General features: G+C 72.6%; 13 protein-coding genes and 1 pseudogene. 4 read left to right on the plus strand and 10 right to left on the minus strand.

Annotated elements, in window-relative coordinates; genetic code table 11:
- Nucleotides 1–104 precede the first annotated feature (104 nt).
- The gene (locus C1N81_RS23715) at nucleotides 105–767 is read left to right on the plus strand and encodes a response regulator (RefSeq protein WP_394432256.1); all 663 of its coding nucleotides are present in this window, start codon (nucleotides 105–107) and stop codon (nucleotides 765–767) included.
- 215 nt (nucleotides 768–982) lie between these two features.
- A complete protein-coding gene (locus C1N81_RS23720; protein ID WP_394432258.1) occupies nucleotides 983–1,435 on the plus strand; it encodes a pyridoxamine 5'-phosphate oxidase family protein in 453 nt (150 codons plus the stop codon).
- A gap of 65 nt (nucleotides 1,436–1,500) precedes the next feature.
- Here the strand turns inward: C1N81_RS23720 and C1N81_RS23725 are convergent, their stop codons facing one another.
- Nucleotides 1,501–3,135: a protein kinase domain-containing protein gene (locus C1N81_RS23725; protein WP_394432260.1), complete on the minus strand. Its 1,635-nt coding sequence runs from the start codon at nucleotides 3,133–3,135 to the stop codon at nucleotides 1,501–1,503.
- 391 nt (nucleotides 3,136–3,526) lie between these two features.
- Here C1N81_RS23725 and C1N81_RS23730 point away from each other — a divergent pair, with 391 nt between their 5' ends.
- The gene (locus C1N81_RS23730; RefSeq protein WP_394432262.1) at nucleotides 3,527–5,209 is read left to right on the plus strand and encodes a protein kinase domain-containing protein; all 1,683 of its coding nucleotides are present in this window, start codon (nucleotides 3,527–3,529) and stop codon (nucleotides 5,207–5,209) included.
- Between the two features lie 134 nt (nucleotides 5,210–5,343).
- Here the strand turns inward: C1N81_RS23730 and C1N81_RS23735 are convergent, their stop codons facing one another.
- A complete protein-coding gene (locus C1N81_RS23735; RefSeq protein ID WP_394432264.1) occupies nucleotides 5,344–5,889 on the minus strand; it encodes a bacterial proteasome activator family protein in 546 nt (181 codons plus the stop codon).
- A 401-nt stretch (nucleotides 5,890–6,290) separates the two neighbouring features.
- On the opposite strand from C1N81_RS23735, the gene C1N81_RS23740 reads away from it, so the two are divergent.
- Entirely contained in the window at nucleotides 6,291–6,683 is a 393-nt protein-coding gene (locus C1N81_RS23740) for a hypothetical protein (protein ID WP_394432266.1), read from the plus strand.
- 77 nt (nucleotides 6,684–6,760) lie between these two features.
- Here the strand turns inward: C1N81_RS23740 and C1N81_RS23745 are convergent, their stop codons facing one another.
- The 8 genes and pseudogenes from C1N81_RS23745 to pdhA all read right to left on the minus strand — a co-directional run bounded on the left by C1N81_RS23745 (nucleotide 6,761) and on the right by pdhA (nucleotide 15,690).
- Nucleotides 6,761–7,741, minus strand: coding sequence for an NAD(P)H-quinone oxidoreductase (locus C1N81_RS23745; protein ID WP_394432267.1), 981 nt, complete (start codon nucleotides 7,739–7,741; stop codon nucleotides 6,761–6,763).
- Nucleotides 7,742–7,825: 84 nt separating this feature from the next.
- Nucleotides 7,826–8,923: a potassium channel family protein gene (locus C1N81_RS23750; RefSeq protein ID WP_394432269.1), complete on the minus strand. Its 1,098-nt coding sequence runs from the start codon at nucleotides 8,921–8,923 to the stop codon at nucleotides 7,826–7,828.
- Nucleotides 8,904–10,640 (minus strand): molybdopterin molybdotransferase MoeA, encoded by a 1,737-nt coding sequence (locus C1N81_RS23755; protein ID WP_394432271.1) that lies wholly within the window; start codon nucleotides 10,638–10,640, stop codon nucleotides 8,904–8,906. Before C1N81_RS23755 ends, C1N81_RS23750 begins: the two co-directional genes overlap by 20 nt.
- Nucleotides 10,637–11,518: a DUF6457 domain-containing protein gene (locus tag C1N81_RS23760; protein ID WP_394438182.1), complete on the minus strand. Its 882-nt coding sequence runs from the start codon at nucleotides 11,516–11,518 to the stop codon at nucleotides 10,637–10,639. The genes C1N81_RS23755 and C1N81_RS23760 overlap by 4 nt, the downstream gene beginning before the upstream one ends.
- Before the next feature lie 153 nt (nucleotides 11,519–11,671).
- A pseudogene (locus tag C1N81_RS23765) lies at nucleotides 11,672–11,938 on the minus strand (molybdenum cofactor guanylyltransferase); the annotation flags it as partial.
- Nucleotides 11,939–11,976: 38 nt separating this feature from the next.
- Nucleotides 11,977–13,488 carry a dihydrolipoamide acetyltransferase family protein gene (locus C1N81_RS23770; RefSeq protein ID WP_394432272.1) on the minus strand — a complete coding sequence of 504 codons (1,512 nt, stop codon included), beginning with the start codon at nucleotides 13,486–13,488 and terminating at the stop codon, nucleotides 11,977–11,979.
- A 13-nt stretch (nucleotides 13,489–13,501) separates the two neighbouring features.
- A complete protein-coding gene (locus C1N81_RS23775) occupies nucleotides 13,502–14,521 on the minus strand; it encodes an alpha-ketoacid dehydrogenase subunit beta (protein WP_394432274.1) in 1,020 nt (339 codons plus the stop codon).
- Nucleotides 14,518–15,690, minus strand: a complete 1,173-nt coding sequence (pdhA, locus tag C1N81_RS23780; protein ID WP_394432276.1) for a pyruvate dehydrogenase (acetyl-transferring) E1 component subunit alpha — start codon at nucleotides 15,688–15,690, stop codon at nucleotides 14,518–14,520. Before pdhA ends, C1N81_RS23775 begins: the two co-directional genes overlap by 4 nt.
- Between the last annotated feature and the right edge of the window lie 79 nt (nucleotides 15,691–15,769).

The raw sequence follows: 15,769 nt of genomic DNA on the forward strand, positions 1-15,769 counted from the left end.
CGTGTGGACTGTGCCCTGGTCTCAGCCTGGCAGGGGGCCGGAACACCGGCACGTTATCCCGGTCACCCAGCGCGCGGGAAGAGCTGATGTGTGAGACTGCAAACGTGCGCGAAGACGGAAAAATCACGGTATTCCTCCTCGACGACCATGAAGTGGTGCGCCGCGGCGTCCACGAGCTGCTCGCCATGGAGGAGGACATCGAGGTCGTCGGCGAGGCCGGCACCGCCGCCGACGCCCTGGTGCGCATCCCCGCCACCCGGCCCGACGTGGCCGTGCTCGACGTACGCCTGCCGGACGGCAGCGGCGTCGAGGTATGCCGCGAGATCCGCTCCCAGGACGAGTCGATCCGGTGCCTGATGCTGACCTCGTTCGCCGACGACGAGGCCCTCTTCGACGCCATCATGGCCGGCGCGTCCGGCTACGTGCTGAAGGCGATCCGCGGCACCGAGCTGCTGACGGCCGTCCGCGACGTGGCCGCGGGCCGCTCGCTGCTCGACCCGGTGGCCACCGCCCGTGTCCTGGAGCGGCTGCGCGACGGCGGGCGCTCCAAGGACGACGACCGGCTCGCGAACCTCACCGACCAGGAGCGCAAGATCCTCGATCTGATCGGCGAGGGCCTGACCAACCGCGTGATCGGCGAGCGCCTCCACCTCGCCGAGAAGACGATCAAGAACTATGTCTCCAGTCTCCTGTCCAAACTCGGCATGGAGCGCCGCTCGCAGGCCGCGGCCTATGTGGCGCGTATGCAGGCCCAGAAGCAGCACTGACTCTGCGGGGCGCGGCACTCACCCTCCGGGTCGCGGGACCGATCCTCCGGGGCGCGGGACCGATCCTCCGGGTCGCGGGACCGATCCTCCGGGTCGCGGGACCGATCCTCCGGGGCGCGGAGGCCGGGTTGTTTGTCCGTTTAGGGACCTACGACCTGTGCGGCGGGGGCGGCCGACCCTTCTGCCGCGCCGCGCCCGCGTCGCACAGTGGTGACATGCCTCCCGAGACGACGCGGCCGCACGACTCCGAGCGCGGCTTCGAGCTGCTCGCGCGGGTGAACTACGGCCGTGTGGCGACCAGCATGCGCGCCCTGCCGTTCCTCGCCGCCGCCCGCCACATCGTGGCGGACGGACGGCTGCTGCTCCGTCTGCACCGCGGCTACGGCTACCACCAGGCCTGCGTCGGCAGCGTGGTGGCGTACGGGGCGGACAACCTGGGGCCCGGCGATTCCGGTTCCCAGTGGTCCGTGCAGTGCGTCGGCACCTGTGCGCAGGTCGAGCCCAGCACCGCCGACCTTGAGCTGTTCGGCCCCGCCCCCCACTTCGCGGACGACGAGCTGTTCGACCCGGTCTATCTGCGGGTGGACCCGCAGTTCGTGACCGTGCACGAACTGCGGGGCGGTTCCGCGGACCGCAGGTCGCCCCACGCGCGCGTGCGGCGTTTTTAGCGCGTCGTACGCGTCGTACGCGTCGTACGGCGCCTCTCGGCGATTGCCGCGCGTGAGGCGGTGGCTCAGCCGGTCAGGCCGCCGGTTTCGGGACCGGCCGCGGTCCCGGCGTTGCCCCCGGTCTCGCCGCCCGTGTCGGTGCCGCCGGCGCCGCCGCCCGCGTCATTGCCGCCACCGTTGCCCCCGGTGGTCGTGTCGGACGAGGCGGGCGGGGACTCCGGCTCCGTCTCCGTCGGGGTCTCCGGCGCCGACGGCTGGCCGGTCTGCTGCGGCGGCTGGTTCGACGCCGACTGCGACGGCGTCCAGTTCCCGTTCCCGCCCGTGTTCGGCTGGGAGGGCGGCGTGTAGTCGCTCTGGCCGCCCGTGTCCTCGTTCGGGTCCTGCGTCTCGCCCTGGGTCGCGTCGTCGCTGGCCGACTCGCTCGGCTCCTTCGACTTCTTGGACTCGGTCGCCGACGGGGACTGCTTGGTGCCGCCACCGCCGCCCTTGTCGTCGCCCGCGCTGAGCGCCAGGGCGACGCCCACCGCGATCGCGATCACCGCGAGCGCGGCGACGATCCACAGCTTGCCGCGGCCGCCGCCGCCCCGGTTCCCCCGGCCGTCGAAGCCGCCGTCGTCGCCCGGCGGGCGCAGCATCGGCTGCGCGGCCGTGCCGTGGTCGCCGGGGTGCGGCAGCGCGGTCGTGCCGGCCAGGCCCATCGCCGCGGTGGAGCCGCCCTCGTGCGCGGCGGCGTCGACCGGGCCGGTGTTCCAGGTGCCGGTGTGGCCGCCCTGCTCGTACAGCATCGACAGGCCGTACTGGACGAGCCCGCGCATCTCCTCGGCCGTCTGGAACCGGTCGTCCGGGTCCTTGGCGAGGGAGCGCATGACGAGGCCGTCGAGCTCCGGCGGCACCGCGTCCGTGACCTGGGACGGCGGCAGCGGGATGTCCTGGACGTGCTGGTAGACGACGGACAGCGGCGTCTCACCGGTGAAGGGGGGCCGCAGCGCGAGCAGCTCGTAGAGCAGGCAGCCGGTCGCGTACAGGTCGGAGCGGTGGTCGACGGCCTTGCCGAGCGCCTGCTCGGGCGAGAGGTACTGCGGGGTGCCCATGACCATGCCGGTCTGCGTCATCGTGGACTGCGCGCCGTGCAGGGCGCGGGCGATGCCGAAGTCCATCACCTTCACCGCGCCGGTGTGGGTGATGATCACGTTGGCGGGCTTGATGTCACGGTGCACGATGCCGTGCTGGTGCGAGTAGGCGAGCGCCTCCAGGACACCGGAGACGATGATCAGCGCCTGCTCGGGTCCTGGTGCCTCCGCGTTGAGCAGCAGGTCGCGGATGGTGCGGCCCTCGACGAGCTCCATGACGATGTACGGAACGGTCGACCCGTTCACGTGGTCCTCGCCGGAGTCGTAGACCGCCACGACGGCGTGGTGGTTCAGGCCCGCGACCGACTGCGCCTCGCGCGTGAAGCGGGCCTTGGAGACCGGGTCCTCGGCGAGGTCGGCGCGGAGCAGCTTGACGGCGACGGTGCGCCCGAGGCGGACGTCCTCGGCCGCGAACACCTCGGCCATGCCGCCCCGGCCGAGTCTGTGCGTCAGCCGGTACCGGCCGTCGCCGACGAGCCCGCCGTTACCCCACATCTCCGGCGCATCTGACATACCGCCGCCAGTCGCCTCGGGGTCGGACGGGCCCTGAGCGCGCTGCTGCTGTGCCATCAGTCCTCGCCGTCGTTTCTGTCCGTGCTGCCGTTGCCGCCGGATCACTCGTCGGAGTACGCGCGGTTGTGAAATACGGTCTCCGTCGGGCCACGCTACAGGCTTCGGACGCGGCTCCGTTCCGAGATGGACCGGACATCAAACCCGTTGCCGTGCACGCCTTGCAAATCGTGCGCGCAATCTTCGCGCCCGTTCGACGACCGTTCCATGACCGTCCCCTGCCAGGGGTGGTGGTCATGGACCTGTAACGCTTGCACGACGCTTCCCGCCCGTACGGTCACGGATCGGGCATCGAGCTTGACGTCCCCGTGGCCTCGGGCAGACTTGGCCGGGAATAGCTGAATTCGATCACCGGCCGCGCCGACGCGGGGCGCGATGGGGGACGTAAGAGATGAGCCAAGACGGTGGCGCCGGTGACCGGTACGCGGGACGTTCCGTTGCGGGCGGCCGCTATCAGCTGCGTGACCTGCTCGGCCAGGGCGGCATGGCGTCCGTGCACCTCGCGCACGACACCCGGCTCGACCGGTCCGTCGCCATCAAGACTTTGCACACGGAACTCGGCCGCGAGGACTCCTTCCGTCAGCGCTTCCAGCGCGAGGCCATGTCCGTGGCCAAGCTCACGCACACGAACATCGTCTCGGTCTACGACTCCGGCGAGGACGACCTCGACGGGACGGTCACCCCGTACATCGTCATGGAGTACGTGGAGGGGCTCCCGCTCGGCTCCGTGCTCGACCAGGACGTGCGCCAGTACGGGGCCATGCCCTCCGACAAGGCGCTGAAGATCACCGCCGATGTCCTCGCGGCCCTGGAGATCAGCCACGAGATGGGCCTGGTCCACCGCGACATCAAGCCGGGCAACGTGATGATGACGAAGCGGGGCGTCGTCAAGGTCATGGACTTCGGTATCGCCCGCGCCATGCAGTCCGGCGTCACCTCGATGACGCAGACCGGCATGGTCGTCGGCACCCCGCAGTACCTCTCGCCCGAGCAGGCGCTCGGCCGCGGCGTGGACGCCCGCTCCGACCTCTACTCGGTCGGCATCATGCTCTTCCAACTGGTCACCGGGCGGCTGCCGTTCGAGGCGGACTCACCGCTGGCCATCGCGTACGCGCACGTCCAGGAGGAGCCGGTCGCGCCCTCCTCGATCAACCGCTCGCTGCCGCCCGCCATCGACGCCCTCGTGGCCCGCGCGCTGAGGAAGAACCCCAACGAACGCTTCCCGAGCGCGGAGGCGATGCGGGACGAGTGCCTGCGCGTCGCCCAGTCGCTGGCCGGCGGCCATGCCGTGGCGCCGAGCATCGTGCCGGGCGCCCCGACGGCGAGCGGCGCGGGCGTCGGCTCGGCCGTCTTCCCGCCCGTCGACCAGAGCGCGGCGCCCGCGCCGGGTCCGGTGCAGCAGCCGTACCAGCCCCATCCGTACGGCACGCCGACGCCGCAGCCGCAGGCCGGCTACGGCTATCCGCAGCAGAGCATGCCGAACATGCCGCACCTGCAGGGCGGCTACCAGACGCCGCCGCCCGCGTCCCCGTACGCGCAGCATGGCCAGCAGCAGCACACCCCGCCCCCGTACACCATCGGCCACCAGCCGGCGACGACGAGCACGCGGGGCGCGGGCGGCGGGGGCGGCGGGGGCCGCAACAAGGCGGTGGTCATCGCCTCGATCGTCGTCGCGCTCGTCGCCATCGGCGGTCTGATCACGGCCCTGACGCTGAACAACAAGGGCGACGACAACGGTGGCGGCGGCAGCACCGACAAGCCGTCCCGGTCGGCGGTCGCCGGGCACAAGGGCCCCGACCTCACGAAGACCATCGCGGCGGACGAGTGCACCGAGCCGACCATCGGCAGCAACGACGAGAACATGATCAAGGTCCCCGACTTCTACCTGAAGAACATCGAGTCGGTGAAGGCGTGCCTGCAGGCCGCGGGGTGGACCAAGACCATCAAGCCCTTCGACGAGAACACGTACGGCGAAGGCTCGGTCATGGACCAGTATCCGGCGGCCGGCACCGAGGTCGACCCGGACAACGTCAAGATCCAGCTGAACGTCTCGACGGGGGACCCGGCGTCGTGACCCGCACCGTCTCGACCTGAACCGTCGGCACCCGCACGGCCGTCACCCGCGCCGCCGGCACCCGCGCCCACACAGCGAAGGGCCCGGTCCGTGTGGACCGGGCCCTTTTCGTTGGCTTTGTCGGGGCGTGCGGGTTACAGGTACGGGCCGCCCGAGCGGCCCATCGTCCGCGGGTCCTCGCCCTCACCGTCGCCCCCGCCGACACCCGGCGGCAGCGCGCGGCGCATCTGCTCCAGCTGGGCGCGGGCCGCCATCTGCTGGGCGAACAGCGTCGTCTGAATCCCGTGGAACAGACCCTCCAGCCAGCCGACCAACTGGGCCTGCGCGATCCGCAGTTCCGCGTCGCTGGGCGTCGTCTCCTCGGTGAAGGGCAGCGAGATCCGCTCCAGCTCCTCCACGAGCTCGGGCGCGAGCCCGTCCTCGAGCTCCTTGACCGAGCTGGCGTGGATCTCCCTGAGCCGCTGCCGGCTCGCCTCGTCCAGGGGAGCCGCGCGCACTTCTTCGAGCAGCTGCTTGATCATGCTGCCGATGCGCATCACCTTGGCGGGCTGTTCCACCATCTCCGTCACCGGGACCTCGCGGGATTCATCGTCTCCGCCGCCGCCCAGAGCCATTCCGTCCTGGCCCACGACCAGGATCTGCGGGTTCTCCGGCGACTGTTCGTTCCTCGGCATCTCCATGCAGCCATTCTCTCGCACCCAGCATTGACTCCTTCGGTGGTGCCCCCGTTGCGCGCTGATCCACCACCTCCGGACGAGCCCAAGGTCCGGCGTGCCCGTTTAGGCAGCGTATGTGAGGCTTGTCGAAGGCGCCGTGCGAACGCGGAAGGCGAGGGGACGGTATGCAGGGGACGGGGACGGGCATAGCGAGCATCCGGCGGACGTCTCGGAGGGCGAGCATCCGGCGGACGCCTAGGTCGGCGAACACCCGGCGGGCGCCTCGGTCGGTAAGCATCCAACGGGCGCCTCGGTCGGTAAGCATCCAACGGGCGCCTCGGTCGGCGAGCATCCGGCGGACGTCCCGCGAGGTGGGTAGGACGGCCCGGTCGCTTCGCCGCGTTCCTGTTCTTGTTCTCGCGCTGGTGGCGGTCGCCGCTCTGCTTCTCCTTGGGGGCCGGGCCTCGTCCGGCGGGTCCGGTGGGGTGCGCGTCCTCGCCCTCGCCCCCGCAGCCGCGGCCCACGCCGCCGAACCCGACCCGCACGCCTCGCTCGCCGGGAGCCGGGCGGGCGTGGGGCGGACCCCGCCGGGGCGCCCCCTGCCCGATCCGGACGACGAGGACGCGGCCGCCCTGCCGCCCCCGGAGGCCGAGCCGTCCGTCTCCACGCCGCCGAGCACGCGCCCCGAGCCGCCACCCGATGCCGGGCGGCAAACCACCGCCACTCAGAGCCCCCTGGGCAACGTGGTGCCGCTGGGAGCGGGGCTGCTGCTCACCGGCCTCGGCATCGGGTTCCTGGCGCTGCGGCTGCGCCGGTAGGGCCGGACCTACGGGCTACGGGCTACGGGTCACTGGCTACCGCTACGGGCCACCAGCTACGGGCTACGGGCTACGGGCTACGGGCGAACCAGCAGGACCTTGCCGATGTGGCCGCTCTCCTCCAGGACCCGGTGCGCCTGCGCGGCCTCGTTCATCGGCAGCTCCTGGTCCACGATGGGCCGCACATGGCCGCCCTCGATCAGCGGCCAGACATGCTCACGCACCGCCGCGACGACCGCCGCCTTCTCCGCGAGCGGGCGGGCCCGCAGCGTGGTCGCGGTGATGGCGCCGCGCTTGCCCAGCAAGGTGGCGATGTTCAGCTCGCCCTGAACGCCGCCCTGCATGCCGATGATGGCGAGGCGGCCGTTGACGGCGAGCGCGTCGACATTGCGGTTCAGGTACTTGGCGCCCATGTTGTCGAGGATGACGTCGGCTCCGGCCCCTGCCGTGGCCGCCTTGATCTCCTCGACGAAGTCCTGCTCGCGGTAGTTGATCAGGATGTCCGCGCCGAGGCTCGCGCAGAAGTCGAGCTTCTCCTTGCTGCCCGCCGTGACGGCGACCTTGGCGCCGACCGACTTCGCGAGCTGGATCGCCATGGTGCCGATGCCGCTGGAGCCCCCGTGCACGAGGAACGTCTCGGCCGGCCGCAGATGGGCGATCATGAAGACGTTGGACCAGACCGTGCAGGTCACCTCGGGCAGCGCGGCCGCCTTGACCAGGTCGATCCCCTTCGGCACGGGCAGCAACTGGCCGGCCGGGACGACGACCTTCTCGGCATAGCCGCCGCCCACGAGCAGCGCGCACACCTCGTCGCCCTCGGACCAGCCCGACACCCCTGGGCCGATCTCGGCGATCCGGCCCGCGCACTCCAGGCCGGGGTAGGGCGAGCTGCCGGGCGGCGGGTTGTAGAAGCCCTGGCGCTGCAGCAGGTCGGCGCGGTTGACGGCGCTGGAGACCACCTCGACCAGGACTTCGCCCTCGCCGGGTACGGGGTCGGGGACCTCCGCCCAGACGAGCGCCTCGGGTCCGCCGGGTTCCGGGATCGTGATCGCATACATGGCGGCGAGGCTACTCCGGTACCCGCGCCGCACCCGGTGCGACGCCGGGCCCCGCCGCGCGGGCGGGAGGTGAAGGCAGGTTTTTCAGTCCTGCGGCAGCGGCTTCGAGTCCGCCACGACCTGCGTGGTCGGCGTGACCCGCACGATCGTGATGAGCCGGTCGGTCAGCTGGAGCCCCCCGATGGCCTTGTCGTCGTAACCGAGCACGCGATGTCCTCGTACGACGCTGACGACCAGGTCGTCCACTTCCTTCGGCTTCAGCCCGACCTCGGCCTTTATCACCGGGCGCTCGACCAGGTCGAGGCCGCTGCCCTTCTGGATCAGGTCCTCCATGACCATGCCCGCGTGCGGGCTGAGCACCGACATGCCGAGCAGCCGCCCCGCCGCGCTGGCGCTGGTGATCACCGCGTCCGCGCCGGACTGGCGCAGCAACTGCGCGTTCTCCTCCTCGCGCACAGCGGCGACGATCTTCGCGCTGCGGTTCAGCTGCCGTGCGGTGAGCGTCACCAGGACGGCCGTGTCGTCGCGCTGAGTAGCGATGATGATCTTCCGGGCGCGCTGCACCTCGGCCCGCAACAACACGTCGCTGCGGGTCGCGTCACCGACGACACCGGCGTACCCCAGGCTGTTCGCCGCCTCGACGACCTTCCCGCTCGGGTCGACCACCACGACCTGTTCGGGCTTCAGACCGGTCGCACAGACGGTCTCCACCGCGCTACGGCCCTTGGTGCCGAAGCCGATGACGACAGTGTGGTCACGCAAGTTGGACCTCCAGCGGTTCAGGCGCCATTCCTCCCGGGTCCGTTCGGTGAGGACTTCGAGCGTGGTGCCGACCAGGATGATCAAGAACAGCACACGCAGCGGCGTGATGAGGAAGATGTTGGTGAGCCGCGCTCCGTCGCTGACCGGCGTGATGTCGCCGTAGCCCGTGGTGGAGAGGGTGACGGTCGCGTAGTAGAAGGCGTCGAGGAGATCGACCCTGCCGTCGGAGTTGTCGTTGTACCCGTCGCGGTCCAGCCAGACGAGCATCGCGGTGAGGACGAGCACGGCCAGAGCCATCAGGACTCGGCGGGCGACCTGGCGCAGCGGGCGCTCGACGATCCGCCGGGGCAACTTCACCCGGTACGTCGTCGTCTTCTCGTCCGCTTGGCGCGCCATGGCGTCATGGCCGGCCAGTTTCACGTGAAACGCCCTTCCCTGCCTGGGGGTTGTCGGTGTCGCTGCGGGTGCCTTCGGTGCTGCTGGTGCTGGTGTGCGGTGGTGCGGGGTCCATGGTGGCGTGTCGCGCCGACGGCTGTGCGGGCAGGGGTCCCCCCGTCGCGGAGCCCCAGGACCAGGGCAGGTCGAGGATCTCCACCTCATGGCCCTCGTGGGCACCGCCCGGCGCCACGACCGCGAGCCCGTCGGCGGCGGCGATGCCGCGCAGCATCGCCGGCCCGTTGTAGTGCAGCGGCACCGCCCAGTCGTGCCCGCTGCCGCTGTCCTGACGCAGGACGACGGGGACGAGCCGGGTGTCGTGCGGGTGCCCCTGGACGGCGCTGTGCAGGGGAGCGCCGTACGGGACCTCGTCCTCGGCCCGGCCCGCGAGCGCCCGCACCAGTGGCTCGGCGAGCGTGAGCAGCCCGGAGACGGCCGCCAGCGGGTTGCCGGGCAGGCCGACGAGGTGCCGTCCGTCGTCCAGGCGGGCGAGCAGCATGGGGTGGCCCGGGCGCACCGCGACGCCGTCCACGAGCAACTCGGCGTCGAGTGCGCGCAGCGTGGGGTGGACGTGGTCGACCGGCCCCGACGCGGTCCCCCCGGTGGTCACGACGAGGTCCGTCTTGGCCCCGCGCACCGCTTTGAGCAGGGCCTTCGCGTCGTCGCCGATACGGCGTACGGAGGTCACCTCGACGCCGAGCGCGCGCAGCCAGTGCGGCAGCATCGGGCCGAGCGCGTCGCGGATGAGGCCGTCGCGGGGCAGGCCCGAGGTCAGCAACTCGTCGCCCAGAATCAGCACTTCGGCCCGCGGGCGCGGGAAAGTGACCAGTTCGTCGTAGCCGGCCGCCGCCGCGAGGCCGAGCACGGCGGGGGTGACGAGGCCGCCCGCTGGCAGCAGAAGGTCGCCGTTGCGGCACTCCTGGCCGCGCGGCCGGATGTCCTGCCCCTGCGTGACATGGCGCAGCGGATGCAGCCGGCCCTTGTCGTCGATGTGCCCGTGCTCGCTGCGGATCACGGCGGTGGTGTCCGGGGGGATGCGCGCCCCGGTCGCGATGGTCGCGGCCTCACCGTCCGCGAGCGACCCGGGGAGCGCGTGCCCGGCGAGGATCCCCTCGTCCCGCACATCCCACGGACCCGGCCCGGCGACGACCCAGCCGTCCATCGCCGACGTGTCGAAGGAGGGCAGGTCGGTGAGGGCGGTCAACGGAGCGGCGAGAACCAGCCCGAGGGCCCGGTCCAGGGGCGTACGGGTCGCTCCGCGGGGTTCGGCGGGATTGTCGACCAGGTTTTCGACGAGGTTTTCGATGAGGTCTTGGGCGGGGTTGTTGGCGGTGCGGGCCCGGTGCTGGGCGGCGTGGCGGCCCGCGTCACGGGCGATGCGGCGGGCGGCGGGCCAGGGGGTTGCTCGGGAGTGGGGGGTGGGGGGAGCGGGGGTGGCAGAGTTGGCGGGGTTGGCCGGGCCGGGGTTCGTACCCGTATGGGTGCTGTGGACGGTCCGCGGGGGCGGGGTGCCGGGGTTGGTGGCGGGGCCGCGGGTGCCGTTGGCGAGGGCGATGACCTCGTCGACGTAGGCGTCGAGGTCATCGCCGGTGTCGCGGGGGTCCCTGGTGTCCCCTCGGTCCCTCCCGGCCCCTCCGCTCCTTCCGTCCCTTCCGTCCAACGGTTCGGCCGGGGCCGACGCTCGCCCGTCGGGGCCGCTCATTGGACGTCTCGTCCGGCGTCCGGCGCGGGGGCGCCCGGTTCCGGCGCGGCAGGGCCGGGCTCGGAGGAGGCGGGGCCGGACGTCGACTCGGATTCGGCTTCCCGGGCCCACCTGTTGGCGAGCGCGGCGGCCTTCACGGCGGCGGCGGAGACCGCCTCGGGGCCGCCACCCGCCTGTGCCGCCGCGTACCCGACGAGGAACGTCGTCAGGGGCGCCGCGGGGCGGGCGACCCCGTGGGCCGCGTCGCGGGCGAGATCGAGCAGGACGCCGGTGTCGACGTCCAGGTCGATGCCCAGTTCGTCCTTGGCTGCGGAGATCCATTCATCCAACACGTGACCATGCTCCCTGATGCGTGACCGGGCGGCGGCGATGTCGTCCCAGGTGTCGCAGTCGAAAGACGCGACGGGGTCGGTGATACGAACCGGCTCCAGGCCCCGGACGAGCAGCCGCAGAGGCAACCCGGTGAGCGCACCGTGCTCGGTGCGCAGCGCGGCGAGGACCCGGTGCAGGGCGGATTTCCGGTACGCGGCAACGAGCGGCTGATCCCGCCCGTCCCCGTCGACGAGCAGAACAGCGTCAGCACCCTGCGTGTCGAGAGCCGTCAGCAGGAGACGGACAGTGCGCTCACGCAGGAACGGCAGATCGGCGGAGAGCACGACGAGGCTCTCCGCGCGATGGGGTTCCTGGCTGCACGGAGCACGCAGCCCATCGCCCTCGGGCCCCGGCCCGCTCAGGCTGTCCAGCCCCGCGACCTCGGGCCCCGGCCCGCCCAGGCTGTCCACCCCCGCGACCTCGGACTCCGGAGTGTCCAGGGTGTCCAGGGTGTCCAGGGTGTCCGGCCCAGCGACCTGAGATTCCGGGCCACGCGGGGCACCCAGCCGGGCGGCCTGGTGCTCCGGGCTGTGTGGGGCGTGCGGATCCGTGGCCTGGGAGTCGGGGCGGCCCGGGCCATCCAGCACCGCATCCCTGGAACCCGGGCTGCCCGGACCAATCAGCCCCGCGCCGCCACCTTCCAGGCCGCCCAGCGCAAGCGCCCCCGCTTCCAGGGCGGCCAGCGGGCCCCCGCCCGCTGGTTCCTCGCGGGCCCAGTGGACGGGGCGTGCGGTCGGTCTCGGGGCGGCGACCACCACGGTGTTGCGGGCCCCGGCGCATGCGGCGAGGACCCGGTCGAGGAGCGCCCGGCCACCGACGCGCACCCCGGGCTTGTCCGCGCCGCCGAGCCGTCGCGCGGCACCCCCGGCGAGGACGACGGCGTCGTACGCGGGCGTGCCCTGGACGGGCCCGGCGGCTTCGGTCATGGACCGAGTATGCGTGCTCGGAGCGGATCAGTTGTGGTTCAAAGTGACCGCAACAGAACGGCCGGCTGCTCCACACAGTCCGCGACATACCGCAGGAAGCCGCCCGCGGTCCCGCCGTCGCACACCCGGTGATCGAAGGTGAGCGAGAGCTGGACCACTTGGCGCACGGCCAACTCCCCTTGGTGCACCCAGGGCTTCGGGGTGATCCGGCCGACGCCGAGCATGGCGGCCTCGGGGTGGTTGATGATCGGCGTGGAGCCGTCGACCCCGAACACCCCGTAGTTGTTCAACGTGAAGGTGCCGCCCGTGAGTTCCCCGGGCGTCAGCGTCCCGGCCCGCGCCGCCTCGGTGAGCCGGCCGAACTCGGCGCTCAACGACTCCGCCCCGCGCGCGTGGGCGTCCCGGACGACGGGCACGACGAGCCCGCGCGGGGTCTGCGCGGCGAAACCGAGATGGACCTCGTCGAGGCGCACGATCTCGCGGCGCTCCATGTCCACCGTCGCGTTGAGCTCCGGGTAACGGGCGAGCGCGGCGGTGCAGATGCGGGCCAGCAATGCGAGCACGGAGATCTTCGGCCCGGCGGACGGCCCCGTCGCGGAATTCATCGCCACGCGCGCGTGCATGAGTTCCGTGGCGTCGGCGTCCACCCAGCAGGTCGCGTCGGGGATCTCATGCCGACTGCGCGAAAGCTTGTCGGCGACGGCCCCGCGCACGCCGCGCAAGGGCGTGCGGTGCCCTTCAAGGGCGGGCGCCGTGGCGACGTGGACGGCTGGTTCGATACGCGCCGCAAGGGCACGCTCGACGTCCGCCCTGAGGATGAGGCCCTCGGGCCCTGACCCCCGCACCTCCCGCAGATCGAGCCCCCGGTCCCGCGCGAGCTTGCGCACGATGGGCGAGATGACCGGCACGGGTCCGGCCGCGACCGGAGCGTGCGTCGCAGTCGTCGTCGCCGTCGCCGTCGCCGTCGCCGTCGCAGTCGGCGTCGCTGTCGCAGTCGGCGTCGCTGTCGCCGTCGCCGACAGCGCATCCCTCGTACCGCGAGCCGAGTCGGCCACCGAGCTGCCTGACGCCGCCCGCGCCGCCACCGCACCGCCCGTGGGCGCCGAACCCGCGCGTTCCGGGCTCACCAGCGCCTGAACGGTGCCCGCGGCCCCCGAGCCGTCGACCCCGCCGGGCCGCACGCGCCGTCGCCGGGCCGCCGGGGCAGCCGTCCCGTACCCCACCAGAACGTTCCCGGACCCCTCCGCCCCGGAACCGGCGGCCCCCCCGCCCCCGTCAGTCCCCCGCTCCCCGACCGGCTCCCGCTCACCGACCGCGACCGTCAGCAGGGGCGAACCGACCGGCATCTCCGTGCCCTCCTCCCCGAAGCGGGCAGTGACCACGCCGCCGTAGGGGCAGGGGACCTCGACCATCGCCTTGGCGGTCTCCACCTCGACGACGGGCTGGTCGACGGCGACCACGTCACCCACCGACACCAGCCACCGCACGATCTCCGCCTCGGTGAGCCCCTCACCGAGGTCGGGCAGCTTGAACTCCAGCACCTGAGCCATCAGCCCGTCCCCCTCACTGGTCCCACTGGAGCCGCGCGACCGCGTCGAGGACGCGGTCGACGCCGGGCAGATGGTGCCGCTCCAGCATGGGCGGCGGATACGGGATGTCGAACCCGGCGACGCGCAGCACGGGCGCCTCCAGATGGTGGAAGCAGCGCTCGCTGACGCGCGCGGCGATCTCCCCGCCGGGCCCGCCGAAGCCGCCCGACTCGTGCACGACGACAGCCCGCCCCGTGCGGCGCACGGACGCGGCGACGGTCGCGTCGTCGAAGGGAACGAGCGAACGCAGGTCGACCACTTCGAGGTCCCAGCCCTCCGCGCGGGCCGCTTCGGCCGCCTCCAGGCAGACGGGCACCGACGGTCCGTACGTGATGAGCGTGGCGCTGGTCCCGGGGCGGCGGACCACTGCCGTGCCTATGGGCTCGACGTCCGCCGGCCGCTCGGGGTTCCAGGACTCCTTGGCCCAGTACAGCCGCTTGGGCTCCAGGAAGACGACGGGGTCGTCGGAGGCGATCGACTGCCGCAGCAGCCCGTACGCGTCGGCGACGGTGGCGGGCGTGACGACGGTCAGGCCCGGCGTCGCCATGTAGTACGCCTCGGAGGAGTCGCTGTGGTGCTCGACGCCGCCGATGCCGCCCCCGTAGGGGATGCGCACGGTGAGCGGCAGCGGCATGGCGCCACCCGTGCGGTTGCGCATCCGCGCCACGTGCGAGACCAACTGTTCGAACGCGGGGTACGCGAACGCGTCGAACTGCATCTCCACGACCGGCCGGAGCCCGTACATGGCCATGCCGACGGCGGTGCCGAGGATGCCGGCCTCGGCGAGCGGCGTGTCCGTGCACCGGTCGTCGCCGAACTCCTTGGCGAGGCCGTCGGTGACGCGGAAGACCCCGCCGAGCGTGCCCACGTCCTCGCCCATGACGTGCACGGCCGGGTCCTCGGCCATGGCGTCGCGCATGGCGCGCCCGAGCGCCTGCGCCATGGTGGCCGGTTTCGTGGCCGGCGTGGCCGGCTTGTCGGCGACCGTGGTCATGCCCGTCCCCCTTCGGGCGTCCGGTCCGCGCCGGACGCCTCCGCCTCGGCCTCGAGTTCGGCCCGCAATTGCGCCGCCTGCTCGCGCAACTGGCTGGTCTGTTCCGCGTAGACGTGCGTGAACAGGTCCATCGGTTCGAGCGCCGGGTCCTGGTTCATGCGCTCGCGCAGCGCGGCGGCCATGGTCTCCGCGTCGTCGCGCACCGCCTGTATGCCGTCCTCGTCGATCAGGCCGCGCCGTGTCAGCTCGCGTTCGAGAAGGAGTACGGGGTCGTGTCCGCGCCACGCCTCGACCTCGGCGTCGCCGCGGTAGCGGGTCGCGTCGTCGGCGTTCGTGTGGGCGTCCATGCGGTACGTGACGGCCTCGATCAGGGTCGGACCACCGCCCCCACGCGCGCGTGCCACGGCGTCGGAGAGGACCTCGTGCAGGGCGACGGCGTCGTTCCCGTCGACCAGGCGCCCCGGCATCCCGTATCCGACGGCCTTGTGGGCCAGGGACGGCGCCGCGGTCTGCTTGGCCAGCGGCACGGAGATGGCGTAGCCGTTGTTCTGGACGAGGAAGACGACCGGTGCCTGCCACACGGCCGCGAAGTTCAGCGCCTCGTGGAAGTCGCCCTCGCTGGTGCCGCCGTCGCCGACCATGGCGAGCGCCACGACGTCGTCGCCCTTGAGGCGCGCGGCGTGCGCGAGGCCCACGGCGTGCGGCAACTGGGTCGCGAGGGGTGTGCACAGGGGCGCGATGCGGTGCTCGCGCGGGTCGTAACCGGTGTGCCGGTCGCCGCGCAGCAGCGTCAGGGCCTCGACGGGGTCGAGGCCGCGGGCCACGGCGGCGAGGGTGTCGCGGTAGCTGGGGAAGAGCCAGTCGCGCTCCTCCAGGACGAGCGCGGCGGCGACCTCGGCGGCCTCCTGGCCGGTCGTGGACGGGTAGACCGCGAGGCGGCCCTGCTTGGTCAGCGCGGTCGCCTGTGCGTTGTACCGGCGCCCGCGCACCACCTCGGCGTACAGGCGGCGCAGCAGCGCCGGGTCGGTGCGCTCGGCGGCGCCTGTGCCCAGAACCCGGTAGGGCTCCGCGTCGGGCAGCAGTGGCGCGGGGTCCGTACGGGGCTGCCAGGCGGGCGGCGGCGCGGACGCGTCGGCGCGGTGGGCGCCCCGCTGCTCCGTGACCGTCATGACGGCACCTCCTCGTGGGAGCGGCTTCGAGGGCGCCTCGGGTGTGATGCGCCTCACCTACCGATTGTTCGGTCGTCGG

Source organism: Streptomyces sp. SGAir0957 (genome assembly GCF_043523415.1).